Origin of the sequence: Desulfovibrio sp. ZJ200 (genome assembly GCF_011039095.1) — a bacterium.
GTDB lineage: Bacteria > Desulfobacterota > Desulfovibrionia > Desulfovibrionales > Desulfovibrionaceae > Desulfovibrio.
Window position 1 is genome coordinate 1 of sequence record NZ_JAAKEH010000080.1, and the last position, 5710, is coordinate 5710.

6 protein-coding genes are annotated in these 5710 nt (G+C 57.4%); 2 read left to right on the top strand and 4 right to left on the bottom strand.

Annotated elements, in window-relative coordinates:
• Nucleotides 1-114 precede the first annotated feature (114 nt).
• The 4 genes from G7Y52_RS14175 to G7Y52_RS14195 all read right to left on the bottom strand — a co-directional run bounded on the left by G7Y52_RS14175 (nt 115) and on the right by G7Y52_RS14195 (nt 3645).
• Nucleotides 115-393, bottom strand: a complete 279-nt coding sequence (locus G7Y52_RS14175) for a helix-turn-helix domain-containing protein (RefSeq protein WP_165073002.1) — start codon at nt 391-393, stop codon at nt 115-117.
• 496 nt (nt 394-889) lie between these two features.
• On the bottom strand, nt 890-2347 hold the full coding sequence (locus G7Y52_RS14185; protein WP_165073006.1) for a mannose-1-phosphate guanylyltransferase/mannose-6-phosphate isomerase: 1458 nt from the start codon (nt 2345-2347) through the stop codon (nt 890-892).
• 180 nt (nt 2348-2527) lie between these two features.
• On the bottom strand, nt 2528-3244 hold the full coding sequence (locus G7Y52_RS15550; protein WP_165073008.1) for a M23 family metallopeptidase: 717 nt from the start codon (nt 3242-3244) through the stop codon (nt 2528-2530).
• A 104-nt stretch (nt 3245-3348) separates the two neighbouring features.
• Nucleotides 3349-3645, bottom strand: coding sequence for a hypothetical protein (locus G7Y52_RS14195; RefSeq protein ID WP_165073010.1), 297 nt, complete (start codon nt 3643-3645; stop codon nt 3349-3351).
• Between the two features lie 13 nt (nt 3646-3658).
• Here G7Y52_RS14195 and G7Y52_RS14200 point away from each other — a divergent pair, with 13 nt between their 5' ends.
• Nucleotides 3659-4540 (top strand): pirin family protein, encoded by an 882-nt coding sequence (locus G7Y52_RS14200; protein ID WP_165073012.1) that lies wholly within the window; start codon nt 3659-3661, stop codon nt 4538-4540.
• A 473-nt stretch (nt 4541-5013) separates the two neighbouring features.
• On the top strand, nt 5014-5710 hold a 697-nt coding region (locus tag G7Y52_RS14205), incomplete at its 3' end, for an integrase arm-type DNA-binding domain-containing protein (protein ID WP_165073014.1).

Genomic DNA, 5710 nt, shown 5'->3' on the forward strand with positions numbered 1-5710 from the left:
CAATTGCCTGGCTGTTGCTTTTCCATCAAGATACGCATGAACAGCCTTGGTTCGGATTTCTTCAGATGCAAATTTCATCTCTGCAATCTAAACGATTTTTAAATAAAATAAAAGTCAAATTGCTCTAAAATGCTCTTTAATTTCCTGAAGCGTCATATCAACATTTTTATCAAGAAGGGCTTGCAATTCCCGAATCTCCTCGCATGAGAAACAACTTGGGCGATGGCCATTGGGTTTGGCTGATAATCGTTGGTTTTCACGGTAAGCTCTGACCCAATTGCAGATGCTAGCCGGGGTATAACCTAAAATATCTGCCAATTGCCTGGCTGTTGCTTTTCCATCAAGATACGCATGAACAGCCTTGGTTCGGATTTCTTCAGATGCAAATTTCATCTCTGCAATCTAAACGATTTTTAAATAAAATAAAAGTCAAATTGCTCTAGAGCGGTTTGCTGTTGAAAACGGCAACCGCTCTGGCGGTCGCGGGAGCGGACGCCCGCGCCGGCGGTAGCCGTTAGCAAGCTTTGCTTGCTTGCGCCAGCCGTTGGCGAGTCTGCGAGCCTTACGGATGGCGACAGCGGTTTCGTTGAATGTTTTTTGTGGTAACTCATTGCTGTCTCCATCCGTAGCTTCCTTCGTCGCAACGGCTGAAGCAATGAGCCTGAAAAGCGTGGTTTTCAGGCTCATTCGACGCGGGCGACAGCTAACGCTGTCGCCGAGCGGTTTAGCTGATTTCAGTGGCAAAACGCTCTAGAGCATTTTCTCTTTGAAAATGCTCTGCTGACGCGAAAGCGGCAGCCGCCGCAACGCGGCGTACATTCAGGCGAAAACCGCGTTTTTCGCCTGAATGCCACCTTTGACTTTCATAAAAAGTCAAAGGTAATCTGCTCTAGGATCGTCCGTAATGATCCTCAAAGCGGACAATATCATCCTCTCCCAAATAGGCGCCGCTCTGCACCTCAATGATTTCCAGCGGAGATGGGCCCGGATTGGCCAGGCGATGCCTGACGCCAAGAGGAATATATGTGGACTGATCCGCATGCAGCACCACCGAGGCTTCGCCCACGGTGATCTCGCCCATGCCGCTGACCACGACCCAATGCTCCGCGCGGTGATGATGCAGTTGCAGCGAAAGCGAGGCCCCGGGGTTGACCATAATCCGCTTCACCTGGAAACGCTCGCCCAGGGCAAGCGTTTCATACCATCCCCAGGGACGGAACACGCGAAGATGCGTATCCTTTTCAGGGCGTTTGTCTGCCGCAAGCCGCGCCACAAGTTTCCTGACGTCCTGGCAACGGCCCTTGTCGGCGACCAGTACCGCGTCGCCGGTCTCCACGATGATCAAATCCCTGATTCCCAGCGCGGCAATCAGACGCCCGCTGGAGTGCAGGTAGCTGCCCGAAACTTCCTCGGCAAGAATGTCGCCGATGCAGGCATTGCCTGCATCGTCTTTCGGGGCAGCCTCATAGACCGAAGACCAGGAGCCCAGATCGCTCCAGCCGGCATCCAGCGGCACCATAGCCGCCAGCGGAGTTTTTTCCATGACGGCATAATCAATGGAATCCGCCGGGCAGGCGGCAAAAGACGCGGCCTCAAGCCGCGTGAAATCCATATCGGCACGGCGCTGTGCCCAAGCGGCGCGAACCGCTTCATGCATTGCAGGCGCATACCTTGCCAGTTCGCTCAAATACTGCGAGGCGCGGAACAGAAACATGCCGCTGTTCCAGTAGTAACCGCCGTCTGCCAGCATGGTCCGGGCATCGGCAGGGCAGGGTTTTTCCACAAAACGCCGGACTTTGAAACCCTGAGCCAGGGCTTCGCCCCGCCGCAGCCAGCCGTAGCCCGTCTCCGGCCCTGCCGGGCGCACGCCAAAAGTCACTAAATGTCCCTGTTCCGCGCAAACGGCGGCTTCGGCCACGGCGCGGGCGAAGTCCTTCATATTTTGCAAGGCATGATCCGAAGGCAGAACAAGTAAAAGGGGATCTTGCCTCTCGCTGTCCGCGCAATCCCGACCGGGGCCGACCTGCCCGGCAAGAGCGGCAAAGGCCGCCGCGGCTATGGCCGGGGCCGTATTGCGCCCTTCGGGCTCAAGAATGATCGTACCGGGCAGGTCTAAGCCCTGTGCCAAAGAGAAGGCCTGCAATTGCGCGGCAGCCAGGAAGCGCTGTTCCTCATTGCAAATGATCAGAGGCGGCAGCATGTCTTGCAGAGCCATGACCCGGCGCAAGGTGTCCCGGAACAGGGTATGGCCGCCCAAGTCCATGAACTGCTTGGGATACAACCTGCGCGAAAGCGGCCACAGCCGCGTGCCTGTGCCGCCGCAAAGGATGACGGGGCGTATGTTCATTGCCTGTTGCTTCCTTGTGAGGCTGAAATAAGGAATATGCCGCATCCGGCCGGGCCGGCAGGAATTTACTCTGCTTTCCGTTTTTCGACAAGCAGTACTGCCGTTCACAGCGCTTTGCCCGACATTGCGATATCTCCGGCCTTGCCGCGCTGTCGGCGTGCCGCCTTGTTGCACGGCCGTTCACTTTCGCTCTTCCCGGCGGGGAATGGCCGGCGGCTCCAATGCGTCCAGTTCTTGCAGGGCTCGTCCCAAGCGCCTGGGCCGCCCGTCGCGCCCCCGCACAACCGGGCCGCAGGACTGCGGCGAGAGCACCGCGGGAATCTGTTCCGGCGCCGGCCGCAGCACTTGCGCGGCGCTGTGCAGATAAGGCAAAGGATCTATTGCCTCGCCCTGCCTGTTTTGCAGGCCAAAGTGCAAGTGGGCCCCTGTGGTTCTGCCTGTGCAGCCCACCAGACCCACGGCAGCCCCGGTTTCCACGCGTTGTCCCTTTTTCACCAGAGTCTTTCCCAGATGCGCGTAGCGGGCCGTCATGCCGTCATCCTGCCTGACTTCAACCACAATGCCGGAAAGGCCATGCGGCCCTGCATGGCTGACCACCCCGCCCTTGAAGGCAACCACCGGCCACCCCAGCCGGGCACGAATATCCAGACCGGAATGCTTACGAACGACCATGCCGCGGCGGCTCAGCCCGCCGGGCAGGCGACGGGGACCAAAAGGCGAGGTAATCATTTCCGCCAAAGGCGGCAGCCCGCCGAGAGGCACAGTTTGCGGCAGCATGGCCTGAGGCTGCGCCCTGGCCTGTTCAAATCCGATGCCGGCCCGCGCCGCTTTTGCCGCCTGCCCTGCGGAGCCAGTCATAATCATTGTCAGCAGCAAGCTGTGCACTATAAACCACATGCAAGATCTCCCGACGCGCTCGGGCAGGCAACGATGTCCTGTTCTTTAGCATTTCTGTAAAATTCGACAGTGCCGCACATTGGGATTACATCTGTAGACATCGTTCAGAGTATAAATGCACTCTTGCCGCCCACAAGGGCGCTTTTTTGTGCCGCAGCAAGTGTATAACGTATTTTTGCAATGCTGCCCATCTTCTGGACAGTCTCATTTAAATACTTATATACATTTGCAAGTTGCCTGCCTGCGTTGCAGCCGCGCTGTTTGGCTCCTGCAAACGGCACTGCTTTCTGTTGCCTGGCGCAACGCCTCTTTTTTTGCGCCCGGACACCGGCATAGCGGCTGCCCGGTTTGAGATGAATGTGATATTTGCGCCCCGGCAGGGCTGCGCCGGGGTGAAGCATAAGGAGCAATAGCTTGAAATTCCGAACTATGAAAAACGATGTCGTCGGCCACGCCGCCATTGACGGCGCGGGCGTGCATCTGGTCCGCGTACTCGGCTCCCCCACGGTGAGGAGTTTTGATCCCTTTCTCATGCTGGATGCTTTTGATTCCCGCAATCCTGCCGACTATATCAAGGGTTTTCCCACGCACCCGCATCGGGGCATAGAAACATTCACCTATCTGGTCAAGGGCGAGATTGAGCACCAGGACAGTCTGGGCAATTCCGGCAAGATTCTTGACGGCTGCTGCCAATGGATGACCGCAGGCAGCGGCATTTTGCACCAGGAAATGCCCCAGGCCGGCGACAGGCTTCTGGGCTTGCAACTTTGGATCAACCTGCCGCGCAAGGACAAGATGGTTGAACCCAAGTACCGCGACATTCATGCGGACACGGTGCCCAGGGTGGACGAGGGCGCAGCCGCTGTTGCCGTGGTGGCCGGAAGCTACAAAAATGTGGAAGGCGCCGCCAAAGGCGACTACGTGGATGTGCGTTTTCTTGACGTGACCCTCAAACCGGGCCGGACCTGGACCGTGGAAACTCCCCCCGGCCATACGGTCTTCGTGTATCTTCTCCAAGGCAGTTGCGCGCTCACCGCAAATAACGCCATACTTTCGGCCAGGCACGCCTACCTCTTTACCGCGGGCGACGCCATGGCCCTGACCGGCGGGCCTGAAGGCACGCGCTTTGTGCTGGTTTCCGGCGGGCCCCTGTATGAGCCGGTGGCCTGGGGAGGCCCCATTGTCATGAATTCGAAAGAAGAGCTGCGCAAAGCCTTTTTTGAGCTTGAGGAAGGCACATTCATCAAGCATGCGAAAAAATCCGGCGCGCCGCAGCAGATGCCTGATACCCAATAAGCCATACCGTTACAGTGTACTCGCCGGCGCGAGCGTCAGCCGTTGGCGGCGGTGCCGCCTTGCGGATGACGACAGCAGAGACAGGCGCAGGCGAAATTTAGGGTCAGCCCTCATTAGAGCATTTTTGATTGAAGTTACTCAATCAGTTTCAAGAAGTCCAAAGATGTCTGATTAGCATGTAATTTAAATATGTTAACTGGGCATCTTTGCCTTATCCCATCCACCAAAATCCACCTGCATCCACAAAAACCGTTGGTAGACACGTTGGTAGTCTTTTGGTAGGTCTGGGCTGTCAATGACGGCGTTTCCCAGGGGCGGGCAGTGCTGCCCCCGACCTTGGGAAACTGAGCGGGGTTCCCCTCTCAGCTACCGGCATATTTCTTGTACTACCTTGTATCAAAAGGTTTTTTCAGAAATATGTTGGTAGCAGTCAGTCCAACCGTACCAAGAAACACCACTCTGGAGGTGGCCGGATGAAACTGACCGACACATTCATACGGCATGTCATAGCCAACGGCAAGATTCAGAAGCACTCGGACGGCGGGGGGCTGTTTCTCTACGTCACGCCCACGGGTAAAAAGTCATGGCGGCTGGCGTACCGCTTCGCGGGCAAGCAGAAGCTCATTTCCCTTGGCCCGTATCCGTCCGTGGGCCTGCGCGAAGCGCGGGACAAACGGGAAGACGCCAAAAAGCTGCTACGGGAACATATCGATCCCGGCGAGGCCCGACGCCAGGCCAGAGAAGCGGCGGCGGAAGCGGCCCGCAATTCTTTTGAAGACGTGGCGCGCGAATGGTGCGCCAAATACTCGCCAAAGTGGGTTCCCTCATACCAAAAGGCGGTCATCCGCATCTTGGAGGAAAATCTCTTTCCCCACATTGGCAAACGTCCCGTCAACGCTATTACACCAAGGGAACTGCTGGCCGTTCTCCGGCGAGTGGAAGAACGGGGCGCGTTGACCATAGCCCACAAGGCGCTGCGTGATGCCGGACGGATTTTCCGTTACGCCGTTGTCACCGGCAGGGCGGAACACGACATTGCCGCTGATTTGCGCGGCTCACTCGCGCCCACAGCCAACGGTCACCATGCGGCCATCACCGAACCCGTTGCCGTGGGCGAACTGTTGCGCAAAATCTACGCCTATGAGGGGAACTTTTTCATCTCTCGCGCCC